The sequence below is a fragment of the Maricaulis sp. genome (assembly GCF_030149515.1).
Classification (GTDB): Bacteria; Pseudomonadota; Alphaproteobacteria; order Caulobacterales; family Maricaulaceae; genus Maricaulis.
Genome location: NZ_JASBRI010000028.1, coordinates 47,826 through 71,177, shown reverse-complemented (window position 1 = coordinate 71,177; position 23,352 = coordinate 47,826). Strand labels below are relative to the sequence as shown.

The 23,352-nt window shown below is 64.2% G+C and carries 33 protein-coding genes; 11 read left to right on the top strand and 22 right to left on the bottom strand.

From position 1 onward, the window contains the following. Nucleotides 1–35 precede the first annotated feature (35 nt). From Q1U94_RS13105 to surE, 8 genes are all read right to left on the bottom strand, one after another. Entirely contained in the window at nucleotides 36–644 is a 609-nt protein-coding gene (locus Q1U94_RS13105; RefSeq protein WP_300545462.1) for a urate hydroxylase PuuD, read from the bottom strand. Nucleotides 645–738: 94 nt separating this feature from the next. Further along, the gene (gene secF, locus Q1U94_RS13100; RefSeq protein WP_300545460.1) at nucleotides 739–1,686 is read right to left on the bottom strand and encodes a protein translocase subunit SecF; all 948 of its coding nucleotides are present in this window, start codon (nucleotides 1,684–1,686) and stop codon (nucleotides 739–741) included. 15 nt (nucleotides 1,687–1,701) lie between these two features. After that, entirely contained in the window at nucleotides 1,702–3,354 is a 1,653-nt protein-coding gene (gene secD, locus Q1U94_RS13095; RefSeq protein WP_300545457.1) for a protein translocase subunit SecD, read from the bottom strand. A 32-nt stretch (nucleotides 3,355–3,386) separates the two neighbouring features. Next, a complete protein-coding gene (gene yajC, locus Q1U94_RS13090) occupies nucleotides 3,387–3,689 on the bottom strand; it encodes a preprotein translocase subunit YajC (RefSeq protein WP_300545455.1) in 303 nt (100 codons plus the stop codon). A gap of 134 nt (nucleotides 3,690–3,823) precedes the next feature. Further along, on the bottom strand, nucleotides 3,824–4,750 hold the full coding sequence (locus Q1U94_RS13085) for a peptidoglycan DD-metalloendopeptidase family protein (RefSeq protein WP_300545453.1): 927 nt from the start codon (nucleotides 4,748–4,750) through the stop codon (nucleotides 3,824–3,826). A gap of 165 nt (nucleotides 4,751–4,915) precedes the next feature. Continuing rightward, a complete protein-coding gene (locus tag Q1U94_RS13080) occupies nucleotides 4,916–5,299 on the bottom strand; it encodes a hypothetical protein (protein WP_300545451.1) in 384 nt (127 codons plus the stop codon). 37 nt (nucleotides 5,300–5,336) lie between these two features. Beyond that, nucleotides 5,337–5,978 carry a protein-L-isoaspartate(D-aspartate) O-methyltransferase gene (locus Q1U94_RS13075; protein ID WP_300545448.1) on the bottom strand — a complete coding sequence of 214 codons (642 nt, stop codon included), beginning with the start codon at nucleotides 5,976–5,978 and terminating at the stop codon, nucleotides 5,337–5,339. Between the two features lie 13 nt (nucleotides 5,979–5,991). Further along, nucleotides 5,992–6,786 (bottom strand): 5'/3'-nucleotidase SurE, encoded by a 795-nt coding sequence (gene surE, locus Q1U94_RS13070; RefSeq protein ID WP_300545446.1) that lies wholly within the window; start codon nucleotides 6,784–6,786, stop codon nucleotides 5,992–5,994. Nucleotides 6,787–6,960: 174 nt separating this feature from the next. Between surE and Q1U94_RS13065 the strand changes: the two genes are divergently transcribed. Together Q1U94_RS13065 and Q1U94_RS13060 are read left to right on the top strand one after the other, a co-directional pair. After that, nucleotides 6,961–7,188, top strand: coding sequence for a hypothetical protein (locus Q1U94_RS13065; protein ID WP_300545444.1), 228 nt, complete (start codon nucleotides 6,961–6,963; stop codon nucleotides 7,186–7,188). Continuing rightward, on the top strand, nucleotides 7,185–7,562 hold the full coding sequence (locus Q1U94_RS13060) for a type II toxin-antitoxin system death-on-curing family toxin (RefSeq protein ID WP_300545441.1): 378 nt from the start codon (nucleotides 7,185–7,187) through the stop codon (nucleotides 7,560–7,562). Before Q1U94_RS13065 ends, Q1U94_RS13060 begins: the two co-directional genes overlap by 4 nt. A gap of 9 nt (nucleotides 7,563–7,571) precedes the next feature. On the opposite strand, the gene Q1U94_RS13055 is transcribed toward Q1U94_RS13060, so the two are convergent. The 10 genes from Q1U94_RS13055 to Q1U94_RS13010 form a co-directional block, all read right to left on the bottom strand. Next, nucleotides 7,572–7,931 carry a hypothetical protein gene (locus tag Q1U94_RS13055; protein ID WP_300545439.1) on the bottom strand — a complete coding sequence of 120 codons (360 nt, stop codon included), beginning with the start codon at nucleotides 7,929–7,931 and terminating at the stop codon, nucleotides 7,572–7,574. A gap of 7 nt (nucleotides 7,932–7,938) precedes the next feature. Further along, nucleotides 7,939–9,216 carry a serine--tRNA ligase gene (serS, locus tag Q1U94_RS13050; RefSeq protein WP_300545435.1) on the bottom strand — a complete coding sequence of 426 codons (1,278 nt, stop codon included), beginning with the start codon at nucleotides 9,214–9,216 and terminating at the stop codon, nucleotides 7,939–7,941. 74 nt (nucleotides 9,217–9,290) lie between these two features. Beyond that, on the bottom strand, nucleotides 9,291–10,103 hold the full coding sequence (gene tatC, locus Q1U94_RS13045; protein WP_300545433.1) for a twin-arginine translocase subunit TatC: 813 nt from the start codon (nucleotides 10,101–10,103) through the stop codon (nucleotides 9,291–9,293). Nucleotides 10,104–10,108: 5 nt separating this feature from the next. Beyond that, entirely contained in the window at nucleotides 10,109–10,468 is a 360-nt protein-coding gene (gene tatB / locus Q1U94_RS13040; RefSeq protein WP_300545431.1) for a Sec-independent protein translocase protein TatB, read from the bottom strand. 3 nt (nucleotides 10,469–10,471) lie between these two features. Beyond that, a complete protein-coding gene (locus Q1U94_RS13035) occupies nucleotides 10,472–10,690 on the bottom strand; it encodes a twin-arginine translocase TatA/TatE family subunit (RefSeq protein ID WP_300545429.1) in 219 nt (72 codons plus the stop codon). A gap of 103 nt (nucleotides 10,691–10,793) precedes the next feature. Beyond that, nucleotides 10,794–11,603 (bottom strand): SMC-Scp complex subunit ScpB, encoded by an 810-nt coding sequence (gene scpB, locus Q1U94_RS13030; RefSeq protein ID WP_300545427.1) that lies wholly within the window; start codon nucleotides 11,601–11,603, stop codon nucleotides 10,794–10,796. Next, entirely contained in the window at nucleotides 11,596–12,405 is an 810-nt protein-coding gene (locus Q1U94_RS13025; protein WP_300545425.1) for a ScpA family protein, read from the bottom strand. The genes scpB and Q1U94_RS13025 overlap by 8 nt, the downstream gene beginning before the upstream one ends. Nucleotides 12,406–12,429: 24 nt before the next feature. Further along, the gene (gene nagZ, locus Q1U94_RS13020) at nucleotides 12,430–13,449 is read right to left on the bottom strand and encodes a beta-N-acetylhexosaminidase (protein ID WP_300545423.1); all 1,020 of its coding nucleotides are present in this window, start codon (nucleotides 13,447–13,449) and stop codon (nucleotides 12,430–12,432) included. After that, nucleotides 13,446–14,285, bottom strand: coding sequence for an SPOR domain-containing protein (locus tag Q1U94_RS13015; protein ID WP_300545420.1), 840 nt, complete (start codon nucleotides 14,283–14,285; stop codon nucleotides 13,446–13,448). Before Q1U94_RS13015 ends, nagZ begins: the two co-directional genes overlap by 4 nt. 113 nt (nucleotides 14,286–14,398) lie before the next feature. After that, a complete protein-coding gene (locus Q1U94_RS13010; protein ID WP_300545417.1) occupies nucleotides 14,399–15,607 on the bottom strand; it encodes a deoxyguanosinetriphosphate triphosphohydrolase in 1,209 nt (402 codons plus the stop codon). A 66-nt stretch (nucleotides 15,608–15,673) separates the two neighbouring features. Here Q1U94_RS13010 and erpA point away from each other — a divergent pair, with 66 nt between their 5' ends. Next, complete coding sequence (erpA, locus tag Q1U94_RS13005) at nucleotides 15,674–16,003, top strand: iron-sulfur cluster insertion protein ErpA (RefSeq protein ID WP_300545415.1); 330 nt, start codon at nucleotides 15,674–15,676, stop codon at nucleotides 16,001–16,003. Here the strand turns inward: erpA and Q1U94_RS13000 are convergent. After that, nucleotides 16,000–16,620, bottom strand: a complete 621-nt coding sequence (locus Q1U94_RS13000; RefSeq protein WP_300545413.1) for a winged helix-turn-helix transcriptional regulator — start codon at nucleotides 16,618–16,620, stop codon at nucleotides 16,000–16,002. The two genes, erpA and Q1U94_RS13000, sit on opposite strands and share 4 nt — an antisense overlap. Before the next feature lie 157 nt (nucleotides 16,621–16,777). Here Q1U94_RS13000 and Q1U94_RS12995 point away from each other — a divergent pair, with 157 nt between their 5' ends. The 4 genes from Q1U94_RS12995 to Q1U94_RS12980 are packed head-to-tail and all read left to right on the top strand — an operon-like array spanning nucleotide 16,778 to nucleotide 18,920. Further along, the gene (locus tag Q1U94_RS12995; protein WP_300545411.1) at nucleotides 16,778–17,209 is read left to right on the top strand and encodes a VOC family protein; all 432 of its coding nucleotides are present in this window, start codon (nucleotides 16,778–16,780) and stop codon (nucleotides 17,207–17,209) included. A 45-nt stretch (nucleotides 17,210–17,254) separates the two neighbouring features. Next, nucleotides 17,255–17,608 (top strand): DUF1428 domain-containing protein, encoded by a 354-nt coding sequence (locus Q1U94_RS12990; RefSeq protein WP_300545408.1) that lies wholly within the window; start codon nucleotides 17,255–17,257, stop codon nucleotides 17,606–17,608. Between the two features lie 5 nt (nucleotides 17,609–17,613). Then, the gene (locus Q1U94_RS12985) at nucleotides 17,614–18,183 is read left to right on the top strand and encodes a dihydrofolate reductase family protein (protein ID WP_300545406.1); all 570 of its coding nucleotides are present in this window, start codon (nucleotides 17,614–17,616) and stop codon (nucleotides 18,181–18,183) included. Nucleotides 18,184–18,242: 59 nt separating this feature from the next. After that, complete coding sequence (locus Q1U94_RS12980; protein ID WP_300545403.1) at nucleotides 18,243–18,920, top strand: nitroreductase; 678 nt, start codon at nucleotides 18,243–18,245, stop codon at nucleotides 18,918–18,920. Here the strand turns inward: Q1U94_RS12980 and Q1U94_RS12975 are convergent. After that, nucleotides 18,917–19,264: a hypothetical protein gene (locus tag Q1U94_RS12975; RefSeq protein WP_300545400.1), complete on the bottom strand. Its 348-nt coding sequence runs from the start codon at nucleotides 19,262–19,264 to the stop codon at nucleotides 18,917–18,919. The two genes, Q1U94_RS12980 and Q1U94_RS12975, sit on opposite strands and share 4 nt — an antisense overlap. A gap of 105 nt (nucleotides 19,265–19,369) precedes the next feature. Between Q1U94_RS12975 and Q1U94_RS12970 the strand changes: the two genes are divergently transcribed. Beyond that, nucleotides 19,370–20,158 (top strand): exodeoxyribonuclease III, encoded by a 789-nt coding sequence (locus Q1U94_RS12970; protein ID WP_300545396.1) that lies wholly within the window; start codon nucleotides 19,370–19,372, stop codon nucleotides 20,156–20,158. A gap of 22 nt (nucleotides 20,159–20,180) precedes the next feature. On the opposite strand, the gene Q1U94_RS12965 is transcribed toward Q1U94_RS12970, so the two are convergent. Beyond that, the gene (locus Q1U94_RS12965; protein WP_300545395.1) at nucleotides 20,181–20,597 is read right to left on the bottom strand and encodes a GFA family protein; all 417 of its coding nucleotides are present in this window, start codon (nucleotides 20,595–20,597) and stop codon (nucleotides 20,181–20,183) included. Nucleotides 20,598–20,675: 78 nt separating this feature from the next. On the opposite strand from Q1U94_RS12965, the gene Q1U94_RS12960 reads away from it, so the two are divergent. The 3 genes from Q1U94_RS12960 (at nucleotide 20,676) to Q1U94_RS12950 (ending at nucleotide 22,239) form a co-directional block, all read left to right on the top strand. Beyond that, complete coding sequence (locus Q1U94_RS12960; protein ID WP_300545392.1) at nucleotides 20,676–21,041, top strand: helix-turn-helix domain-containing protein; 366 nt, start codon at nucleotides 20,676–20,678, stop codon at nucleotides 21,039–21,041. 89 nt (nucleotides 21,042–21,130) lie between these two features. Then, nucleotides 21,131–21,433: a hypothetical protein gene (locus Q1U94_RS12955; RefSeq protein WP_300545390.1), complete on the top strand. Its 303-nt coding sequence runs from the start codon at nucleotides 21,131–21,133 to the stop codon at nucleotides 21,431–21,433. Then, the gene (locus Q1U94_RS12950; protein WP_300545388.1) at nucleotides 21,433–22,239 is read left to right on the top strand and encodes a DUF2145 domain-containing protein; all 807 of its coding nucleotides are present in this window, start codon (nucleotides 21,433–21,435) and stop codon (nucleotides 22,237–22,239) included. The genes Q1U94_RS12955 and Q1U94_RS12950 overlap by 1 nt, the downstream gene beginning before the upstream one ends. 57 nt (nucleotides 22,240–22,296) lie before the next feature. Here Q1U94_RS12950 and selD read toward each other — a convergent pair whose 3' ends face one another. After that, nucleotides 22,297–23,340 carry a selenide, water dikinase SelD gene (selD, locus tag Q1U94_RS12945; RefSeq protein WP_300545386.1) on the bottom strand — a complete coding sequence of 348 codons (1,044 nt, stop codon included), beginning with the start codon at nucleotides 23,338–23,340 and terminating at the stop codon, nucleotides 22,297–22,299. Nucleotides 23,341–23,352 lie beyond the last annotated feature (12 nt).

Here is a 23,352-nt window from a genome sequence, read left to right as displayed (position 1 = left end):
GCGGGCCCTGCTTGTTGTCGGACCTGTTCGGAGGGTCAGCCGAATACGGTCTGTGCCATCGCCATCGCGATCAGCATGGGCAAGGACAGCAGCGTATTGGTGCGCGAGAACAGCATGGCCGTACGCGCCGCAGCCGGCTTGGCATCGGCGTCCGCCTCGACAATGCCCAGGGCGATTTTCTGCTTCGGCCAGATCACGAACCAGACATTCGCCGCCATGATAATGGCCAGCCACATGCCGATCCCGATGAAGGAATATTGCGGCGTGTAGGTGTCGGCCAGGAGCCCAAGCGACAGGACTTCCAGCGAATAGCCGCGCAGGCCGGCCACGATCAGACCGGTGAGAACGGTGAAGGCCGCCCCCCAGCGGAACCAGAACAGCGCGGCCGGCGCGATCACCTTGCCGATGGCCGGTTTCTGCTCGTCCGGGATGTTCGGCATGTTCGGGATCTGCACAAAGTTGAAATACCAGAGCAGGCCGATCCACATGATACCCGAGACGACATGCGTCCAGCGCGCCAGGGCCTGCCAGAAGGCCGGGCCGACGGTGATCGCCCCGGAAAGTACGTAGGCCGCCAGATAAATCACGGCGAGCAGAAGCGACACGATCACCGTCGTGCGCAGATTAGTCAGAACTCCAGCCATGAATTCCCTCCCCTGTGTTCAGCTTGATTCTGTTACACAGGGGAAAATTACAGGAATTCGCGTTTCAGGATAGGGGGCTTCGTTCCCTGGTTGTCTAGCTGGGCTGAGTGCCTTCGCGCTGCACCTCGGTGAAGAGAAGGATAGGTGCCGCCACGAAGATGGAGGAGTAGGTCCCGATCAGGACGCCCCAGATCATGGCGAAGGCGAAACCTTCCAGAGAGGCGCCGCCGATCATGTAGAGCGAGATCAGCGCAGCCAGCGTGGTCAGCGAGGTCAGGATGGTGCGCGACAGCGTGTCGTTGATCGACAGGTTCAGCACTTCGGAAAGCGGCATCTTCTTGTATTTGCGCAGATTTTCGCGAATGCGATCATACACGACGACGGTATCGTTCATGGAATAGCCGACAATGGTCAGGATCGCGGCGACCGTCGCCAGGTCGAACGTCATCTGGGTGACCGAGAACATGCCCACAGTCAGAATGACGTCATGGATCAGGGCGACAATGGCGCCCAGGGAATACTGCCATTCGAAGCGGAACCAGATGTAGATCAGCATCAGAAAGAGCGCGACGCCAATGGCCGTGAAACCGGTCACCACCAATTCCTGCGAGACTGCACCGCCGATAACGGTGGTGCCGCGCACGGTCAGATCGGCGAAATTCTCCGTCAGCGCCGCCTCCAACGCCTCACGGGCCGCCTGGTTGGCAAGTTCCGCTTCATTGCCCTCTCCCGGTTGCAGGGGCAGGGAAACAAAGAAGGTCCGGCTCTCCTGGAGCTGATTGCCCGCTTCCTGAATGCGCGGTTCGCCCAGATTGAGGGCAGCGGCAACTGTGCGGAGATCTTCGGTCGTGGTCTCCGCGCCGGTTTCCACCTCGGTCTGGATACCACCACGGAAATCGATGCCGAAATTGATCCCGACCGAGGCAAATTCGAACAGGGAAAAGGCGATCAGGAGCGCCGAGAAACCCAGCGCGATCATGCGACCGCGGATGAAGGGTACGTTCGCCGTGGTCGGCAGGTATTTTATAAGTGCGAAAGTCATGGCGTGTCCCTCCCCCTAAATCGGCAGCTGTTTGGGCTTGAAGCCGCGCAGCCACAGCACCGCCAGGAGGCGCGAGAAGACGAAGGCCGTGAACACCGACGTGACGATGCCGATACCCAGCGTCACGGCAAAACCGCGCACGGGGCCGGCACCGAGCATGAACAGCACGGCCGCAGCGATGAAGGTCGTGATATTGGCGTCGAGGATGGCCGCCAGGGCGCGCTCGTAACCCGCCTGCAGCGCATTCGCCGGGGTTCGGCCGTGCTGGACTTCTTCCCGGATGCGCTCGAAGATCAGCACATTGGCGTCCACCGCCATACCGATCGTCAGGATGATACCGGCAATGCCCGGCAGGGTCAGCGTCATCCCCAGGCCCGACAGGCCACCCAGGATCAGCACTACATTGACGAGCAGTGCGGTCACCGAGAATACGCCGAAGACCCCGTAGGCGACGACCATGAACACGATCACGGCAGCAAAGCCGATCATGATCGCCAGCTTGCCGCTCTCGATCTGGTCCCGGCCGAGACTGGCCGAAATGGTGTACTGCTCGACCGGCGTCAGCGTCGCGGGCAAGGCGCCGGCGTTGAGCAGGATGACCAGCTGGGATGCGGTGTCGTAGGTATATCCGCCGCCGATGACACCCGAACCGCCCAGGATGGGCTCGTTGATGCGCGGCGCGGTAATGATCTCGTCGTCCAGAACAATGGCAAACTGGCGGCCGCGATTGTTCGTGGTGATGTCCCCGAAGACCAGCGCGCCCTGCGTATCCAGCCTGAAACCGACCACCGGGCCGGTATAGCTGGGATGCGTGGTCACATTGGCACTGGTCAGGTTTTCACCGGTCAGCAATTGCCGTGTCTCGACCGCGAGGTACTGCACAGGCTGGGTATTGGCGACGGGATAGATCGTCCGTCCAGGCGGCACGCGTGCCTGACCGTTGGGGCCCGGGTCAACCGTATTGTCGACGAGATGGAAACTGAGCGCGGCCTGGGTGCCAACCAGGTCGATGATCTGCTGCGGGTCTTCCGCGCCGGGCACCTGCACCAGAATACGGTCATCGCCGGACCGGGCGATGGTCGGGTCTGTCGTGCCCAGACCGTCAATCCGGCGCCGGATCACGGTGATTGACTGGCGCAGCGTACGTTCCTTGATCGCCTCGAACTGTTCGTCTGTCACACCGATACGAATGGCGCCGGGATCGTCCGGATCACGGCGCATGTCGTACATCTGGGCCAGGCCGGGCTGACCCGAAACCGTGGTGACGGGCCCGTTGAGCTGGCGCAGGCTCTCGAAGGCCTGATCGCGCTGCTCCTCGCGGATCAACAGCACCACAACCTCTTCGCCGATCACGGCGACCGAACGCGGCAGAAGCTGTTCATTGCGCAGGGTCTGGCGCGCATCCGCAGCCAGGCCCTCCAGCTGGGCCGTGCGTACCTCGTCCATGTCGACCTGGAAGGCGATGTGGGAACCGCCCTGGAGGTCCAGGCCGAGATTGACGGTGCTCGAGGGAATAAAGCGCCAAATGCCGCGCGGCTCGCTTGTACCGGCCGCCTCGTCGATCTCGTAGCGCACGTCTTCCGGCACGAAATTGGGCAGCGAATAGAGCACCCCGGCCAGAATGACCACGAAAATGGCGAGCAGTTTCCAGCGCCCGAAATACAGCATGGCAGCGCGGCCTTTCAGCTACGGTCGAAAGATCAGTCGGACTTGGCGTCGTTGGCCGGCTTCGGCTCGGGACGGCCGCGCACCGAGGCAATGGTCTGGCGCACCACGCGCACCTTCACGCCGTCGGCCAGCTCGACCGTGACTTCCTCGTCGGCGACCTTTGCCACCTTGCCGATGAGACCGCCCTGTGTGACGACTTCGTCACCGCGCTTGAGGCCTTCCACCATTTCCTTGTGTTCTTTCATCCGCTTCTGCTGCGGGCGGATGAGCAGGAAATAGAAGACGAGACCCATGAGGACGAGCATGGGAATCGGAGAGGCGAGAAAAGCTTCCATGTTGAGCGAGACCCCAAATAGCCGGGGCACAGGATCAGCCGAGCCGCCCGTGCCGCAAAAAAGAATTGCGCGGGACTATATCGGCGCAGGCCTGTGTTGCAACAAGGCCTGACTGTTGGGCGTCATGCCGCGTGTCAGCGCAGATAGCTCATCGGGTCGACGGGATTGACGCCGTTGCGGATCTCGAAATGGACCTGCGGACGGTCGACCGAGCCGCTGGAACCGGCTTCGGCGATCATCTGGCCCTGGCTCACCTGGTCGCCCTCGCGCACCATGAGGCGGGAATTGTGGGCGTAGGCTGTCACGAAACCGCCGGTATGGCGGATGAGGACGAGCTGTCCATAGCCCGCCAATTCGCTGCCGGCATAGACGACCTGGCCCGGCGCAGCTGCCCGGACACTGTCGCCGGTCCGCGCTTCGATATTGATACCGTCATTGCGGCCGCCATCGGGCTTGCGGCCGAAACTGGACAGAACGGCACCGCGAACCGGCCAGTCGAACCGGGGCGCCCCGGCCTGGGCAGGTGGCGGCGAGGTTTCGCGGGTGGGCGCGCGCGAGGTGGAAGCGGATCCCGCACTCGTGTCGCGGCTGGCGAGATTGACCACGGTCGCACCCTGCGGCAGCCGGATCTGCTGACCGACTTCCAGATTGTATGGCGGGCGAATGCCGTTGTGGGCCGCCAGCTGCTGGAAGGGCACGTCGTAGCGCAGCCCGATGCGATAGAGATTTTCGCCACGCTGGACCACATGCACCGGCGGCCGCGGCATCGAAAGCACCTGGCCCACATTCAGCGCATAGGGCCGGTAGAGCGAATTGGCCGAGGCCAGCTCTTCCATGTCCACACCACAGCGTACGGCGATCTCGGAGAGGGTGTCGCCGCGGCGGACCGTATAGCTGTTGCCGCAATCCATGCGGGAGATCCGCGACGGACTGCTTGAGCCCGATACGTTCGCACCGGGATAGCGGTTTTCCACCCGGGCCGGCTCGCGCGGCGTCGAGGCGCAGGCCGCAAGGCCGGCGCTCAAAGCCGCTATGAGACAGATCAGGGTAGGCACACGCATCGCTGGCAACGCACTCCGGCCGACAAATCGAGCTGCATCAAGCCATACCAAGGCTTAACCGCCGGTTAGCCATGCGCTGCCGGATGCGGACCCGGTGCGATATTAAATGATGCACAGGCGATGACGTCCAGCGCCGGGACAAAGAAACTACCCGGGCAGTCTGGTTCATTCTCCCGCACTGAGCATGTCGCGGCACCAGGCCAGCGCGGCATCGCAGGAGTCGAATTCGCGGTAGCGGCCGTCCCATTCACGGACCAGCGTGTCGATCATGGCCCGCCGCTCGGGCGTTTCGTGTCCCTTGGGCGGCAGGTAGGCAAACGGCATATCGCGGATCACGGTGAACAATGCGTCCCAGACTTCGTGCGAGAAACTGTCCTTGCCGAGAAGTTCGGCCGCACTCGCATCGACCAGGAGGGCCCGCATCCGGCCGGAACGGATCATTCCGTCAAGCCGGTTGATGTGAACGACATGATCGATGCGGCTCGCCTGCCCGGTGATCACTAGTTTCACCAAGCCTGGCGTATCCAGCATTTCAAGTGTGATCGCCATGGCCGCAGATTAGCACGCAACACCGTCCGCATGACAGTCAGAGCGCCCTGGCCTCGCCTTTCACCAGCGGAACGAACCGGACGTCCAGAAGGTCCGTCTCGGATATCTCGCCGCCCTGCCGGATATAACGCACGAGCACCTGTTTCGGTCCCCGGTCGACGGGAGCGACGGCGATGCCGCCCTCCTTGAGCTGTTCCAGGATTGCATCCGGACGCTGCGGCGCGGAAGCCGTGAGGATAATGCGGTCGAACGGCGCCTGTTCCGGCCAGCCCTGCGTGCCGTCACCGATCCGGGCGACGATATTGGTCAGGCGCAGCGCGTGAAAGCGGTCCTCCGCCTCCTTGGCCAGGGTACGATAGCGCTCAACCGTATAGACCCGCCGCGCCAGCCGGGCGAGCACAGCAGCCTGATAGCCGGAGCCGGTACCGATCTCGAGCACCTTGCAACGATCGTCCAGTTTCAGCGCCTGCGTCATGAGGGCGACGATCAGGGGCTGGGAGATGGTCTGGCCGCAATCGATCGGCAGGGCGCGGTCGTCATAGGCCTGGTCACCGAAGCGCTGTGGCACGAAGAGGTGACGCGGCGTGCGCTCGATGGCGCCCATCACCTTCGCATCGGTCACACCGCCGCCGCGCAGGCTCATAACGAGCTGGATCATGCGCGGGTCGGGGAGTTTCATCGCCTTGGCTTTCTCATTGCTTGGGCGGGACGCCGCCCAGCATGCGTTTCAGATTGCCCAGAGTTTCGCCGTGGGTGAGGTCCATGTGAAGGGGGGTGACGGAAATCTTGCCCTCATAGATGGCCTTCAGGTCCACACCCTCGGGCGGATTGGACAGGATGCCCTTGAATGCCAGCCAGTAATAATCCACTCCGCGTGGATCGGTGCGGTGTTCGGCGTGCAGGATGTGCTGGTCGCGCCGGCCCTGGCGGGTGACTTCGACCTCGGTGACATCCTCCGGCTTGCGGTCCGGGAAATTGATGTTGATCAGCACGTCCTCGGGCCATTTCAGGTCGAACAGGCGGCGCAGGATCGGGGCACCGTAGAGCTCGGCCGTTTCCCACTCGATCGGATCATCCTTTCCGAACCCGTAGGCCTGGGACAGGGCGGCGGACGGGATGCCCAGCTGCATGCCCTGCATCGCGCCGGCGACGGTACCGGAAAAGGTCACGTCCTCGGCGATATTCTGACCGCGATTGACGCCCGAGAGCACAAGGTCGGGCTTCTTGCCGGGGATGAGGTCCTGCACGCCCATCAGAACGCAATCGGTCGGCGTGCCGGTGATGGAGAACTTGCGCTCGTCGAATTTCCGGACCCGGAGCGGCGAGTGCAGTGTCAGCGAGCGTCCGGCGCCCGATTGCTCCTCCGCCGGTGCCACGACCCACACATCATCGGACAATTGCCGCGCGATCCTCTCCAGCACTTTCAGGCCGTGGGCGCGGATGCCGTCGTCATTGGTGAGAAGGATGCGCGGATTGTCGGGGATCATGGGCCGGATGTCCTTGCTGTCGGGAGACTGGCGAGCGCATGCTTCTAGACGAAATCGGCAACGCTGCCAGCCCACGCATCCCAGTTGGACGCGTAATTTCCCGTAAACGGTATCCGCCAGTTTGCAGTATCAAGAAATTTCATGATACGCTTCCGCCAACGCATGGAGCCCGGCATGAATAAGTCCCGCGAGAAGTTTGCGACACAAATCGACAGTGCATTGCTGGCCGATCTTCGCAATTTAGCCAAGGCGGAAGGCCGGCAAATCCAGACCTTGGTCGAAGAAGCAATCGGCAATCTGATCGAAACCCGCAAAACGTCTGATCGCAAGGCCCGCATTCTCGCCCTGCATGAAGAGTCGATGGCGCAGTATGACGACGTCTACCGGAAGCTGGCCGAGTGAGCCGCTCCTATCTCGAACTCGAAGACGTTCTCGACATCCACGCCCTGCAGATCAACCGTTACGGAGGATCGGCGGGCTTGCGCGATCCGGGGCAACTGGATGCCGCATTGCATCGTCCCCGCTCGGGCTATTATCGAGACGTCATCGAAGAAGCCGCCGCGCTGTGGGAAAGCCTGTCCCAGAACCACCCTTTCATCGATGGGAACAAGCGGACAGCCCTTGCCGCAACTGTGATCTTTCTTGGCCTGAACAACCTCCGGCTGACGGCCGGAAAGGACGAGGCTCTCGACTTCATCCTGCCGCTCTACGAAGCCGGTGAGTTCCGGTTCGAAAAGCTCGAACCCTGGCTGCGGGCCAACACGGCCAAGCGCTAGGACGTCCGCTCAGCGCTCCCGCAGCCAACGAAATCGGGGAATGCCGAAGCCAAGACCCGCGGCGACCACGGCAAGACACGCCCACCCCGCCCAATCGGACCAGGCGAACCACGGTGCGACTGCCGCCACGGTGTAGAGCAGGAGTTCGATCGGGATGCGCACACGCCCCGGCACCGGGACGAGCACCTGGCGCTTGTCGCCCGGCGTCGAGAACACGGCCGGCAGCGCCACCAGCACGATCAGGACCGGTACCGCCGCGACGGGTGAAACATGCACGGCCACAGCCCACGGGCCGGCGATCCAGGCGATCAGTTCCGCCGCAAAGCGAAAGCCGGCCGATGCGATGGTATCGCGTTGACGACCGGCCACGACCGGATCAGTCCCCGATCCGCTCCATCCCTGCCATATAGGGACGCAGCACCTCGGGTACGGTGATCGAACCATCCTCATTCTGGTGGTTTTCCATCACCGCCAGAAGGGCGCGGCCAGTGGCAACACCGGAACCGTTCAGCGTGTGCAGGAAAGCCGGACGCTTTTCGCCGTCCTTGCGGAAACGGGCATTCATGCGCCGGGCCTGGAAATCGCCGCAGTTCGAGCAGGAGGAAATCTCGCGATATCCCTGCTGGCTGGGCAGCCAGACTTCCAGGTCGTAGGTCCGCTTGGCGGAAAAGCCCATGTCGCCGGTGCACAACAGCATCACACGGTAGGGCAGTTCCAGCAGCTGGAGGACCTTCTCGGCACAGCCCGTCATGCGGTCAAGTTCGGCCGCGCTTTCATCCGGTGCCACGATGGAGACCATTTCCACCTTGTGGAACTGGTGCATGCGGATCATGCCGCGCGTATCCCGCCCAGCGGAACCGGCTTCGGCGCGGAAGCAGGGTGTGTGTGCGGTAAAGCGCATCGGCAGCGCGTCTTCGGCATGGATGGCGTCGCGAGCGAGATTGGTCAGCGGCACTTCCGCGGTGGGGATCAGCCAGCGATGGTCGGTGGTACGGAACAGGTCGTCGGCGAATTTGGGCAACTGCCCCGTCCCGAACATCGCTTCGTCGCGCACCATGTAGGGCGGCGAGACTTCGGTATAGTCATGCTCGCCGGTGTGCAGGTCCAGCATGAACTGCGCCAGCGCCCGCTCCAGCCGCGCCAGGCCGCCTTTCAGCGCCACAAAACGGGCGCCGGAGATGGCCGCCGCCTTCTCGAAATCCATCTGGCCGAGCCCCTCGCCCAGATCGACATGGTCCCTCGGCTCGAAGTCGAAAGCCCGCGCCTCGCCCCAGCGGCGCACTTCCTCGTTCTGCGTCTCGTCCTGGCCCTGCGGAATGCCGGCTTCCGGCAGGTTGGGCAGCGCGGCCAGGTGCTGGTTCAGCGTTTCCTCGAAATGGCGCGCCTGCTGCCCCGCCTCTTCCAGCACTGTCTTCAGCCGGTCGACCTCGCCGCGCAGGCGGTTGAATTCGGCCTCGTCACCCGTGGCCTTGGCCTTGCCGATCTGTTTGGACAGGGCGTTGCGCTCGGTCTCGGCCTCCTGCTGGCGTGTGACAGCTTCCCGGCGCTGGGCATCCAGGTCCAGCAGTGTGGCGGACTGCGCTTCCATTCCGCGCAGGGCCAGGCCCTTGTCGAACGCTTCGGGATTGTCGCGGATAAGCTTGATATCGTGCATGGCGGAACCGGTGGAGGATCAGGAGGAATGGGAGAAGGCGGCTATAGCCGCGCCCGCGCGCGGCGTAAACCGGATCAGGAGGTCTCGTCCGGCTCGTCCTTCGGCTCCATCAGCCTCATGCCGCCGATGGAGAGGAAGTAGAGCAGCAGCAGCGCTCCGCCGAGCATGATCTGGCTCACCGGATCGGGCGGTGTGGCGAAGGCAGCAAACAGCGCGATACCGACCACGGCGAAACGCCAGCCCTTCAGGAGGGTTTCCCCGCGCAGGATACCCGCCTTGGCAAGCAGCATCAGAAATACCGGCATCTGGAAGGATACGCCGAAGACCAGCATCAAGGTGGTGATGAGATTCATGTAGTCGGAGACATTGAGCAGAAGCTCGATCCGCGTCCCCGCCAGTTCGGGCACCTGTTCCTGGCCCAGGGAGAAGCGCATCACCATGGGCAGGACGAAGTAGTAGACAAAGCCCACGCCTGCGCCGAACAGGATGGGGGACATCGCCAGGAAGGGCGCAAAGGCCCCGCGCTCGTTCTTGTAGAGCCCCGGCGCCACAAAGCCGTAGACCTGCCAGGCGATGACCGGAAAGATCACGATGATCGCTCCGACCAGCGAGAGTTTCAGCCTGACGAAGAAGAACTCCAGCGGCGCGAAGAAATTCGCCGTCAGATCCAGCTCCTCCACCGGCACGCCCCGAATGGCGGCTGCGGCATCACGGTAGGGAATCAAAAGCAGCTGGTAGAGCTGACCTGAAAAGACGAAACAGATCACGAAAGCTGCCGTAAGGAAGGCAATGACGACGATGAGACGCTGGCGCAGCTCGATCAGGTGATCGATCAGCGGGGCACGGCTGGCCTCGACCTCGTCCTCGTCATGCGTGATCTGGGCCATACCGCCTACTCGCCACCCCGGTGCGGCAGGCTGGCCGCCTTGCCGGTTTCAGACCCCACCGGTTTGGATTCCTGCACCGTCCCGCCGCCATGGCCGGCCTCGAAGGCCGCCTTGTCGAGCTCGCCGCGGATTTCCTCGACCGGATTGCCCTTCTTCAGGGCCTCGATTTCCTTGCGCAATTCAGACAGTTCCGTCTCGCGGCCGATCTCGTCGAAAGAATGCTGGAATTCCTTCGCCATGGCGCGGGCCTGATTCATGATCTGGCCGACCTTGCGCATCATGACGGGCAGCTGACGCGGTCCGACGACCACAAGCGCCAGGACCAGTACCACCAGCAGTTCCGGCATGCCGATGCCGGGGCTCATCGCCTAGCTCCCGGTCTTTTCGTCGTCGCGGGTCTCGGAACCGAGCGCGGCCGCATCGTCGGAAGACGCGCCCTCGCTCCCGTCCTCGTCCTTGAGGCCCTTGCGGAAACTCGTGATGCCCTTGGCGAAATCGCCCATGACGGAGGCAATCTTGCCGCGGCCGCCGAACAACAGCACGGCGAGCAGTACTACCAGCAGGATTTGCCACATACCCGGAGCCATTTGGCTTCTCCGTCTATCTAGAACATCTCTTGATCTACTGCGTTTGCCGCGCGGCGTCCAACCCGTCAATCAGGGCCGTCGGCAATTGATCTCACCGCGCGGGTCAGGCCGCACCGTCAGGCCCGTCGTCCTCGCCGTCCATGAAATCGACATGAAAGGCGTGGGCCTCTTCGTCATCCAGCGGATCCTCACCGCCATCCAGTCCCTCCGACCGGCCCGGATCCGGCACAGTGAAATCCGGCGGCAGGCGCGCATCCAGCAGTCCGGCGGCCTTGAGGTCGGCCATGCCCGGCAAGTCCCCGATGGTGGACAGCGAAAAGTATTCAAGGAATTGCGATGTGGTGCCGTAGGTCACGGGCCGGCCCGGCGTGCGGCGCCGGCCGCGCGGGCGGATCCAGCGCAATTCAAACAGTAAATCAAGCGTGCCCCTGGACACCGCAACGCCGCGGATTTCCTCGATCTCGGCACGCGTGACGGGCTGGTGGTAGGCGATGATCGACAGGGTTTCCAGGGCCGCCTGGGACAGCTTGCGCGGTTCCTGGCGCACTTCGGTCAGCACGTCGGCCAGATCCGGTGCGGTTTCGAACCGCCAGCGCCCACCGACCTCGACCAGCCGCACACCGCGCTCTTCATACTCGGCGGCCAGTGTGGCCAGGAGATGCTGGATATTCGCCTCCAGCGGCAGCCGGCCGATCAGCGTCTCTTCGTCCAGCGGCTCGCTGGCGGCAAACAGGAGCGCTTCAAGAATACGCAGATTGCGGCGCTCCGTGTTGACGGCCAGATGGACGCCAAGCGCCTGAGACGCCTCCTCGTCGGCCAGGGCCGAGGGGCCCTGGTGGCTGGCACGTTCGCGCAGCGCCGCGATCGCATCGGAAATCGCATCGTCCGTCTTGCTGTCGGTATCGTCAGTCATGCTTCGCGTCTTCCCCGGCTGCGCGAACATAGAGCGGCGCATAGGCCTCGCGCTGGCGCAATCGTGCGTGGCCTTCCCTGGTGATTTCAAGCGCGGCCAGCATCGAGCTTGCACGCACCGAACGCAGGGGCGGCGGATCGGCCCCCAATTCCCCGTTATCGGGCAAGAGGCTGTCCAGTTCGCACCACTCCCTCACCTCGGGCATCAGCGTCTCGAGACGTTCCCGTGCAGTTTCCAGGCCATAGACTCGCGGCGCAGGCGGACGGTAGCTCGACCGCACCTGGCGAACACGGCGTGTGGCATAGGCGGAAAGAAGGTCGTGGAGATCGGCCTCGTAGGTGACGGACCGTGTCGAGCGCACACCCTCCGGTTCGCCCCGCATGTGCACATCCGAATAGAGCAGCGGCCGGGCGAACAGGGCCTCGCCGGCCGCCCGCATGGCTTCAAGCCGGCGCAGGCGGAAGGCCAGTGCGGCCGCCATGATCTCAGCCGGCTGTTCCTCGTCGTCCCTGGGCGGTTTGGGCAGGAGAAGTTTGGACTTCAGGAAGGCCAGCCAGGCCGCCATCACCAGATAGTCGGCGGCCAGATCGAGCCGGCGCCGGCGCGCCGCCTCCATGAATTGCAGATACTGTTCGGCAAGCTCGAGAATGGAGATGCGGGCAAGATCGATCTTGCGCTTGCGCGCGAGCGCCAGCAGCAGGTGGAGCGGGCCCTCGAAACCGTCGAGATCGACGATCAGGGCATCGGCCTCCGCCTCTTCGGCGGCCTCGAACCGGACGTCTTCCTCGAAATCTTCGCTCAATCCGTGCTCCGATCTGACCGCCGGCTAGCCGGCAACCGGCACCAAGAGATCATTGAGCCGCGATTCGGCCTCGGCCGGGTCGAAATCTTCGATACGCGCGCGCGCGGACTCGGCCGCCAGGGCCCGGTCCAGGCGCCGGCCGTCCAGCCGTGCGGCCCCTTCCGCAACCGCCGCCATCTCGGCCCTGTCGCCATTGCAGTGCAGCAGCATATCACATCCTGCCGACAGCGACCGCTCGCCGCGTTCCCGGAACGAGCCGGTCAGCGCTTTCATCGACAGATCATCGGTCATCAACAGGCCGTCAAACCCGATCTCGCCGCGAATGATCCTGCCGATCACCTCGGCCGACTGGGTCGCGGGATGGTCACCGTCGATATCGGCGTAGACGATGTGTGCTGTCATCGCCATCGGGGCGTCGCTCAGACCCTTGAACGGGGCAAAATCGGTCTCCGACAGCAGGCCGTGCTCTTCCGGTACGACCGGCAATTCCAGATGACTGTCGGCCATGGCCCGGCCGTGGCCGGGTATATGCTTGACGATCGGCGCCACACCGCCCGCCATCAGCCCGTCCATGGCGGCGCGGCCGAGATGGATAATGGGCTCCGGCGTTTCGCCGAGAGCGCGATCGCCGATGATGGCATCGGCTCCGGCAATACGCAGATCGGCCACAGGGGCGCAATCGACATCGATTCCCACCGTGCGCAGTTCGTGCGCCAACAGGCGATGATTAAGCCAGGTCGCCTCGATTGCGGCCTCCTCATCCCTGAGGAAGAGATCGCCAAACAGCTGGGCCGGCGGCGCCTTGCGCCAGGTGGGCGGCCTCAGCCGCGCCACGCGTCCGCCTTCCTGATCGATCAGCACCGGCGCATCCCGGCCAACACAGTCGCGCAGCTCCATGGTCAGCCGCGCCAACTGGCGCACGCCGTCAACATTGCGCGCAAACAGGATGAAGCCCCAGGGGTCCGCATCGCGGAAAAAGGCTTTCTCCTCAGGGCTCAGCGTCGTGCCTTCCAGCCCGTAGATCGCCGCCGTCACACCGCTCATCGCCGGGCCACCAGGCAATCCTGCCCGCGCGACTGCAGGGTCGAGCAAAAGGCCACGGCGTCATCGCGCGTGGCGAAGGCCGCGATGCGCAGGCGGTGATACGTGCCGCGATTGGCGATTTCCACCTGTGCCACATCCGGTGCCAGACCCGAGGCAATGTCGGAGAAGCGGGTCCGGAAGGCGACCCAGGCCGCTTCGGCATCACTTCCACTGCGGAAGGAGGCAATCTGGACCACCCAGTCACCCGACAGGTCGACCGCGGGCACCGCATCGCGCGCGGCCGGCTCGGCCGGAGCCGGATCGGGCTCGCGGGCCGGGGCGGGGTCCGGATCCGTAGCCGCCGGTTCCGGTTCGGGGCGGGCCGGCGCCGGGCGCGGCGTCACATCCGACGCCTCCCGCGCGGTATCTTCCGGCGGCGTTCCCGCATCGTCGGCATCGACCGTTTCCACGCGCAGGGCGGGACGGCTTTCCTCCAGCGGTTCCTCCGGGGCCGGGCGCAGGGAGACGGTCTCGTCCCCGCCCTCATCCTCGCCGGTCAGGCGGTTGTAGACATCCAGATCGGTGTCGGGTGTTTCTTCGCCGCCCGGATCGGCGGGGCGTTCGCGATAGGGCTCCTCATTGGGCACCAGGCGCGGCGCGCCATCGCGGCCGCTTTCGCGCAGGCCCTGATTGTAGGCACTCCAGACCACGCCGAGGAACAGGATGAACACCGCCAGAGCCGCCGTCAGCAAGAGTGGGCCGCGGCGCGCGTCTTCCTCGCGCGCATCGAAGGTCGAGAATTCATCCGCGGGCGGCGCGTAGGCTCCGATCCGCTCGTCGTCGTCCTGATCCGTCATCGTGTCCTGGCGTCTCACACATTTAGCGCCACGCGAATCGCCTGACGCACCATAACGATAGCACCGACCGGCCGCCGGTTTCATGCGGCAGGTCAACCCAATGCCGTCTGCCGCTAGAAATATCCCTGAACGGTAAACAGACGGCGATGCTCCTCGACGGCGAAACGGTCGGTCATGCCGGCGATATAGTCACAGATGTGCCGCGCCGATTCCGCCGTGCCGGCGCCGCGCATGCCGGCCTGCACCCCGGTGGGCAGCACGCCGGGGTCGTTCAGATAGAGGTCGAACAGATCGCGCATCACCCGCCCGGCCTGGCTCATCATCCGGTTGACCTTGTAGTGCCGGTACATGTGGGCGAACAGGTGGCGGCGCAGGGCGGCCAGATGCAGCGTCATTTCCTCGGAAAAGGCCACGACCGGACTGTCGAGCGCGCGAACCGCTTCGGCGCTGTCGGGCCGGGCCTCGTCCAGCCGGCGGCGCGTCTCTTCCAGAACGTCCCCCACCATCACCCCGATAAGATCGCGCACCGCTTCGTGGATCAGGATGTTGCGGTTGAGCCCGGGCCAGCGCTCTTCCACGCGGCGGAAAATCTCGCCCACCAGCGGCAGCTCCAGCAACGGCTCCAGTTCCAGAAGCCCCGAACGCAACCCGTCGTCGATATCGTGGTTGTTATAGGCGATATCGTCGGAAATCGCGGCGATCTGGGCCTCCAGCCCGGCATGCGTGTCGAGCTCCAGATCGCGCCAGCCATCATAAGCCGTGAAAGCCCAGGCGAGATCCTCTTCCCGCGCACCGTTCGCCAGCAGCGGACCATTGTGCTTGACCACGCCTTCGAGCGTTTCCCAGGTCAGGTTCAGTCCTTCGAACTCCGGATAGCGCACTTCCAGCTTGGTCACCACGCGCAGGGTCTGGGCATTGTGGTCGAAACCGCCGAAATCCTTCATGCGCTGGGCCAGCACGCGCTCGCCCTCATGCCCGAAGGGCGGATGCCCCAGATCATGGGCCAGGGCAAGGGCTTCGGCGAGGTCCTCGTCCGCATCCAGCGTGCGCGCCAGAGTGCGCGCGATCTGGGCCACTTCCAGCGAGTGGGTCAGGCGGGTGCGGTATTGATCGCCCTCATGCGCCACAAAGACCTGGGTCTTTTCCTTCAGCCGGCGGAAGGCGGCGGAATGGATGATCCGGTCGCGATCGCGCTGGAAAGCGTTGCGCATTTCGCTGTCGGGCTGGGCAAAACGCCGCCCCCGCGACCGGGATGGATGGCAGGCATAGGCAGCACGGGAACGGTCGATGGCCGCAATCGTCATGTGGTCAAGGCCTTTCATCGGCGCGTCAGGCGGTCCATATACGGGAAGAGCGCGCAAACGGAAACGCCCCCGGACGGGTCTGCCATGACGGTTAATGTGACACTCTCGGCCTCAGCGGCCAAACAGATCAACACCATCCTCGCCGCCCAGGCCGCGGGCACGCTGCTCCGCGTCGGTGTCGAAGGCGGCGGTTGCTCCGGCTTTTCCTACAAGTTCGATCTCGATTCCACCGTCAATGCGGACGATATGGTGATCGAGCGCGACGGTGCCAAAGTCGTTATCGACGAGGCCTCCCTGCCCTTCCTGGAAGGCTCGGAGATCGATTATGTCGACGAACTGATCGGCGCCTCTTTCCAGATCCACAATCCCAACGCCACCGCCGCCTGTGGCTGCGGGACAAGTTTTTCGATCTAGCCGTCCGGCTTTTCCGCCGTCTCCGGCAGCGGAAAACAACCCGGCAGGACGTCGGCCAGGCCGCGGTCGCCGGCGACCGTGACTACGCCCTCCGTCTCCAGCTGGGCCAGCGGCACACCGCCATAGATGAAGCTGCCCACCGCCTCGGCCGGGCCTGACAGCACCAGATCGGGGCTTGCCCCCTCCCCCGGCACGATCTCGATCTGCCCATTGCCGATGCGGGATGTCAGCCGGGTATCGCCAAGCTGGAAGTCGATCTGCCCCGCCACGCCCTTCGCGCTGTGCGGATCGAACATGGTGCGAAGCGAGAGCATGAAGGAGGCGGGCGAAAAATGCGTGCCGTGCAGCCAGGGCGAACGCGCCGCCCACCGGCCCAGCTCCATCAGGACCGGTGCGCTCTGCAAGCCCCATTCGGTCAGATCGTAAACCGTCGACGCCGCCGGTGGCGGCAAGACCCGCCTGCATACAATCCCCGTCAGCTCCAGCCCCTCCAGGCGCTGGGTGAGGATGTTCGAACTGATCCCTGGCAGGGCCGCCTTGATGTCGGTGAAGCGTTTCGGACCGGTATGCAGTTCGCGCACCACCAGAAGCGCCCAGCGCTCGCCGAGAATCTCCATCGCGTGCGCAGCCGCACAGGCGTCGTCATAACGCCGCGGCGGTCCCTCGAAGGCGTCCCGCCTATTTTGTGTTATTTTTTTTAACTTCATAGTTGCTTTTTATAACTCGCTTCGACAGAATCGCCAAGACACGCCGGACCCCGAAGAGGATCGCACAATGACCCAGATGATATTCGTCAACCTGCCCGTCAGAAATCTCGACCGGTCCATCGCCTTCTACGAAGCGATCGGTGCCGTCAAGGACTCCCGGTTCTGCGACGGAACCGCAGCCATGATGCGCTTCTCGGAGGCGATCAATGTGATGCTGCTCACCCATGCCCGGTTCGCCGACTTCACCGACCGGACGATCGTCGACGCCACCACCCACGCCCAGGTACTCAACTGCCTGTCGCGCGAGAGCCGGGCCGATGTCGATGCCACCGTGGACAGGGCAGGCAAGGCGGGCGGCCGGATCGATCCCGGCCCGAAACAGGATCTCGGCTTCATGTACGGCCGGAGCTGCGCCGACCCGGACGGCCATATCTGGGAACTGGCCTGGATGGATGTCGAAGCCGCGCTGCAGGGCACGCCCGACACGGCCGACGCCTGACTCCGGCCTTCAGCCTCCCACCCTTCCAACACAAGGATTTCCCACATGAGCTATATCAACGGTTTCATCGCCCCGGTGCCGACCAAGGACCGCGACGTCTATGCCGCCTTCGCCCGCAAGGCCGCCGACTTCTTCAAATCCCACGGCGCGCTGAGCGTGGTCGAGGCCTGGGGCCACGACGTGCCCGACGGCAAGGTCACCTCCCTGCCCATGGCCGTGAAGAAAAAGGACGACGAGACCGTCGTCTTCTCCTGGATCGTCTGGCCGTCCAAGGCCGAGAGCGACAGGGCCTTCGAGGCGATGATGTCCGATCCCCAGTTCGACCCGTCCAACACACCCATGCCCTTCGACGGCCAGCGCGTCATCTATGGCGGTTTCGATCCGCTGTTCGAAGTCTGACCATCATGGCGTCCCTGATCGTCTACACCTTCCTGTCCCTGGATGGCTTTTTCGAAGGCCCGCCCGGCCACGAGATGGACTTCGTCCAGTCGGGGTTCCTGCCGACCATGGAGGCTGACATCGCCGACCAGTACAGGACGGTCGAGGCCTTCGTCATGGGGCGGCGAACGTTCGACTCGCTGGCCGGCTACTGGCCCACTCCGGCGGCAGCCGGCGAGCCTCTCGTCGACGACATGAACGGGCGGACCAAGCTGGTCGTGTCGTCCAATCCGGACACGTCCGCCTGGGACAATTCCGAGCATCTGGGACGCGATCCGCTCACGGCGCTGAAAGCGCGGCAAACCGCCGCGACCGGCGATCTGATGGTGATCGGCAGCGGTCAGGTCGTGCGCGGCCTGACCGCGGCGGGCATGGTCGACGCATTCCGTTTCCTCGTCTTTCCCGTCCTGCTCGGCAGGGGGCGCCGGCTTTTCGAGACGATGGATTCGCCGTGCGGTCTGACCTTGGAGCGCCACCACGCCTTCGAGAATGGCACCCTGGCCCTGCATTACCGGTCCCGGCCGGCACCGGCGTAACAGAGTTGATCGGGCCGTCTCCGGCTTCCATGCTGGCCGCAAGGGAATCGGGGACAGTCATGACCGTTACGGTGAGCGAGGCGCTGCAGCGCCGCATTTCAACACGCGCCTTTCTCGACACACCTGTCGGTGAAGACACGGTCCGCGATCTTCTGGATACCGCACGCCGGGCCGCGTCCGGCGGCAATCTCCAGCCCTGGCATGTGCATGTCGTTGCCGGCGAGGCGCGCCGGCGCGTGATCGACGCCGTGCGCGAACGGCTGGAGGCGGCGCCCTTCGAGGATGAGAGCGAATTCGGCGCCTATCCGCCCAGGCTGTGGGACCCCTATCGCACGCGCCGCTTCGAACTGGGCGAGCAGATGTACGAGATCCTCGGCATCCCGCGCGAGGACAAGGCCGGCCGCCTCAACCAGGTGCTGCGCAATTTCGATTTCTTCGGGGCGCCCGTCGGGCTCTTCTTCAGCCTGGACGCCCGCATGAATCCCAATCAATGGGGCCATCTGGGCATGTTCATCATGGCGTTCATGCTTGCCGCCGAGGAAAAGGGGCTGGCGACCTGCGCCCAGGAAGCCTGGATGACACGCCACAAGACCGTGGCCGCCACGCTCGGCCTGCCGGAGGAGCAGCGGATCTGGTGCGGCATGGCGCTGGGCCAGGCCGACCCCGACGCACCCGTGAACACGCTGCGCGCGCAGCGCGTTCCGGTGAACGAGTTCGCGGTGTTCGAGGGGTTCTAGACCCGGCAGTCGAACTGCCCGCCGCACAAGGCCGATATCGCCGCGAACCAGCCCAACAGGCCGACCAGCCACACGATCGGGATGGCCACCATCCATTTCAGTGCAGAGAAGCGCCGCCCCAAGGCCGCGCGCCACCATCCGGCCAGCAGCGCGATCGCCGAGGCGACGGGACCGGAAGCCGAATAGACGGCGAAGGCGACCAATGCCGGCTGCTCTGTCGACCCGGGCGCATCGAACATCATGATCGCGGGGATCCAAAGGCCGGCCGTTACCACGCCGAATCCCGCTACAGCGACCGACGCCAGGATGAGCCAGATCAGCGCGGGTTTCGCAGTATCTGACATCACCGGCCCGCGCCTTTCCTTTGCATGACCGACCGCCCTCCCCGCTTTTCTCGCCCGCGAAACGGCTTAAGCTGCCACCCTGCCGCAGCGAGACCGATATCCGTCATGACCCTGACCGTAGCCTCCTGGAACGTCAATTCGATCAAGGCCCGCCTGCCCAATGTGATCGAATGGCTGGAAGACGCCAAGCCGGACGTGGCCTGCCTGCAGGAGATCAAGACCGTGGATGAGGCCTTCCCGCGCGAGGAGATCGAGCGGCTTGGCTACAATATCGAAGCGCACGGGCAGAAGACCTATAACGGCGTCGCCATCCTCTCGCGCCATCCCATAGAGGATGTGCAGGCGCGACTGCCGGGCGACGACGAGGACGAGCAGGCGCGATATCTCGAGGCCGTGATCTCCGCGGAGACCGGCCCGGTGCGCGTTGCGTCGATCTACCTGCCCAACGGCAATCCCGCACCGGGGCCGAAATACGATTACAAGCTGGCCTGGATGGAGCGGCTGTATGCCCACGCCGGCCGCCTGCTGGCCTATGAGGAACCCACAATTCTCGCCGGTGACTACAATTGCATTCCCCGCGACAGCGATTGCTGGGACATGGCCGAGTGGGAGAAAGACGCCCTCGCCCTGCCACAAACGCGCGCTGCATTCAGGGCGCTGAAGTGGCTGGGCTATACCGAGGCCTTCGAACAGGTGGACGGGCGCGGCCACCAGTACACGTTCTACGACTATCAGGCCGGGCGCTGGCAGAAGGGTCACGGCATCCGCATCGACCATCTGCTTTGCTCACCCCAGGCCGCCGACCGTCTGGAAGGCGTGGATATCCAGCGCGCCACCCGCGGCAAGCCGAAGGCTTCCGATCACATCCCCATCGTCGGAACGTTCGCGCTCTAAGCTCCGGACCGGCCATGGCTTGTTAGGGGCGGCCCTGCGGCATTTCCGGAAAGGACGGCAGGTCCGGATTCACCGGATCCCAGGACGGCGCCCGGCTGGCATACACCGACATGGCGGGCTGAATGGTATCGGGATCGTCCAGGCTGGACGCGCGCACGAAAACCATGCCCGGCATGGACGAATTGGTCGAATAGACTGCGCTGCCGCAGGTTGGACAGAAGCCGCGGCTGACATTGTTTCCACTGTCGGTCGGCCGGTCGTAGAACCGGGGTTCTCCTTTGAGTGAAAAGCTCGCCTCGTCCAGCACGACATGGGTACAGTGTCCGGTCCCGCTCGATTTGCGGCAATCCACGCAATAACAGTGCGCAGCCATCTGCGGCGCAGCCTCACTTGTATAACTCACCTCGCCGCACAGACAGCGTCCCGAAATCCCGGCCATGGTATCCTCCTCGCATCGGTAGAGAGGACGTTAACCTATGACTTGTAAATTGCAAGTCACAAGTTACATGGAGTTCGTATGACCATGGGTGAACACAGATCGGGTTGTCCTATCGCCACGACGCTGGAGATTGTCGGCGACAAGTGGACCCTGGTGATCCTGCGCGACCTCGTGAACGGCAAGCGCCGCTATTCCGAGTTTCTGAGTTCTCCGGAGCGGATCACGACGAATATTCTGGCCGACCGCTTGGGCAAGATGGAGCAGGCGGGGCTTGTCGAACGGCGGCTCTATCAGACCCGCCCGCGCCGTTTCGACTATGTGCTGACACGCAAGGGCGCCGGATTGCACCCGCTACTGGTGGCAATGTGCGAATGGGCCAACACACACTATCCCGGCACGTGGGTCGCGCCGGAAAGCTTCATGGATTTCAAACCCGCCGGCTGACACTTCCCCCACGAGGCGATTTTTCCCTCCCGGTTTCGCACCATCGCGTGCTAGCCTGCTGCTAACGACCCGTTAACCACAGGGCGAGCATGCGCATTCTTCTTCTCTCCTCCCTAACGCTGGCGTTTTTTACCGGCACGGCCGACGCCCAGACCTTCCGGACGGCACAGGCCGACGGGACCGAAGCCGAAGAACGCCGCGACACCACGGCGCCGGCAGCGGAACCGGCCCGATTGGCGCGCCAGCGGCATCACGCCCATCAGGCCCAGCAAATGGCACGCGCCTACCATACACGTCACGATGGGGATGCCGGCCCGAGCAGGCGCCACGCCCCGCTCAATCTGGACGAAGCGGTCATTGTCGACAGGGCGGCACAACCGGACGAGGACTGATGCTCCGCCTCATTGCGTGTTTGATCCTCGTTGCGTGTCTGGCCCAACCGGCGGGAGCGGAGAGCGACCGCCGGCCGGTCGACCGGTTCACACTGGCCGAGGCGGCGGATTTCTCCAAACAGATCGAGCGCGAACTGGCACAGCGCGGAGCCTATGTTGCCCTGGTCTTCCGCTCCGGCCGGCCGCGCGCGGACCTGCCCGACGGAATCCGCTATACTCATGGGGCCTTCTGGGTCTACGGCCCGATCGAGACCGTCGACGGCGAAACGGTATACGGTTACGCCGTCTACAATCTCTATCATGACGAAGAGGATACCGGGCGGTCCCGCCTGGTTCAGGACTGGCCGCTCGATTTCACCCGTGGCGATGCCGTTGGGCAGGCCGGTGTTATCGTGCCGACCCCGCAAATGCAGGTGCGCGTTCTCGACGTCATTGCCTCGGACACCTACGACGCGCTGCACCAGCCAGCCTATTCGCTTCTGTCAAACCCGACAGACCTGCGTTTCCAGAACTGCACCGAGTTCCTGCTCGATGTTGTCGCATCTGCTGCGTGGCTGCGCACGGACCGGATGCAGATCAAGGTCAATCTGGCCGCCTATTTCTCGCCTACCGAGTTGCGTATCGGCTGGTGGCAGCGCCTGACGGCCCGATGGTTCGACCGGCGCATCCGTTTCGACGATCATGAGGGCCCGGTTCACATCGCCACCTTCACCTCGATCGCCGATTTCATGGAGGCCTTCAGCCTCGCCGACGAGATCTTCGAAGTCGAAGCGCGGTTTCCCGGCGATGAACCCCCGTCTCCTTGATAAAGTTCGAGCGGCCGCCAAGCGCGTGAGGGGCGGCGTGCCGGCGCCGCCCAAGACCTACGCCACCGAAACGCCACGCCCCGTCTCGACATGCCCGATCGTCGCAGCCGCATCATGGCCATGCTCGCGAAACACCGCCAATACGGCCTCGGCCGCGTCTGGCGCACATGAGACCAGGAGCCCGCCCGAGGTCTGCGGGTCGCACAGCAGCGCCCTTTCTGTTTCATCCAGGCCGGGCGCCGTCACCCGGTGTTCGACAGCATTCCAGTTGCGTCCCGAGGCCCCGGTCTTGAAGCCTGCACCGGCCAATCGCCGTGCCGTCTCGAAAACCGGTACCTTGTCGCGCTCAATCACTGCGCGAACCCCGCTGCCCTGCGCCATCTCGGAGGCGTGCCCCAACAGGCCGAATCCGGTCACATCCGTCACTGCGTGAACGCCCGCCATTCCGGCCAGTGCGGCGCCGGGCGTATTCAGCCTGGTCGTCGAGGCAATCATCTCCGAATAGGCCTCCGCCGGCAGCTCTCCCTTCTTCAGGGCTGCGGAGTAGATACCGATGCCCAGCGGCTTGCCCAGGATCAGCACGTCCCCGGCCCTGGCGCCTGCATTGGTGAGCAACCGCTCAGGATGCATCACGCCCAATGCGACCAGGCCATAGATCGGTTCGGCCGCATCAATGGAATGTCCGCCTGCGATCGGCGCACCGGCGATCTCGGCCACGGACCGGCCACCCTCGAGTATGGCCCGCACCGTCTCGTGCGGCAGTTTGTTGACCGGCATGCCGACAATGGCGAGGCAGAAGATCGGGCCCGCCCCCATGGCATAGATGTCCGACAGCGCATTGGTTGCGGCGATACGGCCAAAATCGCGGGGGTCGTCGACGATGGGGGTAAAGAAGTCGGTCGTCGCCACCAGCGCCGTTTCGGCATTCACCTGCCAGACCGCGGCATCGTCACGCGTGGCGGCATCGACCAGAAGCTCTGCCGGCATGGGATAACCCGAGGGTGCTCCCAGAATTTCGGTTAGCACGCCCGGGTCCAGCTTGCAGCCGCATCCCCCGCCATGGGCCAGCGATGTCAGGCGTATGTCCCGTGTGTCATCCATCGTCCTCTCACA